At 54.2% G+C, this 1,306-nt stretch carries 1 protein-coding gene and 1 other annotated feature; the gene reads left to right on the top strand.

Features of this window, described 5'->3' with window-relative positions; genetic code table 11:
* The first annotated feature begins 50 nt into the window (after window positions 1-50).
* A protein-coding gene (locus ACT3T6_RS17660; protein WP_444625975.1) for an IS3 family transposase occupies window positions 51-1,267 on the top strand; the annotation gives its coding sequence in 2 pieces (ribosomal slippage) (window positions 51-336 and window positions 336-1,267; 1,218 coding nt in all).
* Window positions 326-442 (top strand) — a sequence feature (AL1L pseudoknot). Its footprint overlaps the gene before it by 117 nt.
* Window positions 1,268-1,306: the final 39 nt, after the last annotated feature.

The raw sequence follows: 1,306 nt of genomic DNA on the forward strand, positions 1-1,306 counted from the left end.
TGAACCGCCCCGGCTTTACCGGAGACTCCATATCTTGAGAGGATGGAGTTATGAACTCACCAAAACGATATTCCCCAGAAGTCCGAGAGCGAGCTGTTCGATTAGTCCTTGAACAGCAAGGCGAATACCCGTCCAAGTGGGCGGCGATCTGCTCCATTGCCAGCAAGTTTGGCTGTACACCAGAGACCTTAAGAGCCTGGTGCAAACGCTCAGAACTCACGCAGGAAGATAGCTCGGCTAACCTGCCTGAAAATGAACGACTCAAGCAGCTAGAGCGTGAAAACGTCGAATTGAAGCGCGCTAATGAAATTCTCCGCAAGGCGGCTGCTTTTTTCGCCCAGGCGGAGCTCGACCGCAAACCCAATTGATGGTGTCATTTATCGACGAGCATCGTGCTCAGTTCGGGGTCGAGTCGATTTGTAGCCAGCTGCCAATCGCCCCATCGACGTATTACCACCACAAGGCACTTGAGACTGATCCTGAGCGGCGGGCAGATCGATATCGGCAGGATGCGTTTCTTACCGCTGAGATTCAGCGAGTGTGGGAAGAAAACTTCTGCGTCTACGGTGCTCGTAAGGTCTGGCGGCAACTCCGCCGTGAGGGCGTTAATGTTGCTCGTTGCACCGTAGAGCGACTCATGCGCCGCCTGGGAATTCGCGGCGTGGTGCGAGGCCAACGCCCCTTCACGACGATCAGTGATCCCGGCCAGAAACGAGCACCTGATTTAGTGAAACGTGACTTTACGGCCATGCGTCCTAATCAGCTTTGGGTGGCCGATTTCACGTATGTCGCTACCTGGTCTGGCTTCGTTTACGTTGCGTTCGTTATCGATGTTTATGCACGCTGTATCGTGGGTTGGCGTGTAGCAACGTCGATGAAAACGGGATTGGTACTGGACGCTCTGGAGCAAGCCCTGTGGGCACGAAAGCACAGGCAAGGGTTAATCCACCATAGTGATAGAGGAAGCCAATATCTCTCGATCCGCTACACAGAGCGTATGGCTGATGAGGGTATCGATGCCTCAGTCGGCACCACCGGTGACTCCTACGACAATGCGCTGGCCGAGACCATCATCGGCTTATTCAAAACGGAGGTGATTCACCATCGTGGACCATGGAAAGGGCGAGATGCCGTTGAGTATGCCACGCTGGGATGGGTTGACTGGTTTAACAATCGCCGACTGCTGGAACCCATAGGAAACGTTCCACCAGCAGAACGAGAAAGGACGTATTATCGTCATTTGGAGGAGTCGGGTGAAGCTGCCTGACTCAAACAAACCGGTCTCCGGAATAACCGGGGCGGTTCA

Origin of the sequence: Halomonas sp. 72 (assembly GCF_052379785.1) — a bacterium.
Taxonomy (GTDB): Bacteria; Pseudomonadota; Gammaproteobacteria; order Pseudomonadales; family Halomonadaceae; genus Vreelandella; species Vreelandella citrativorans.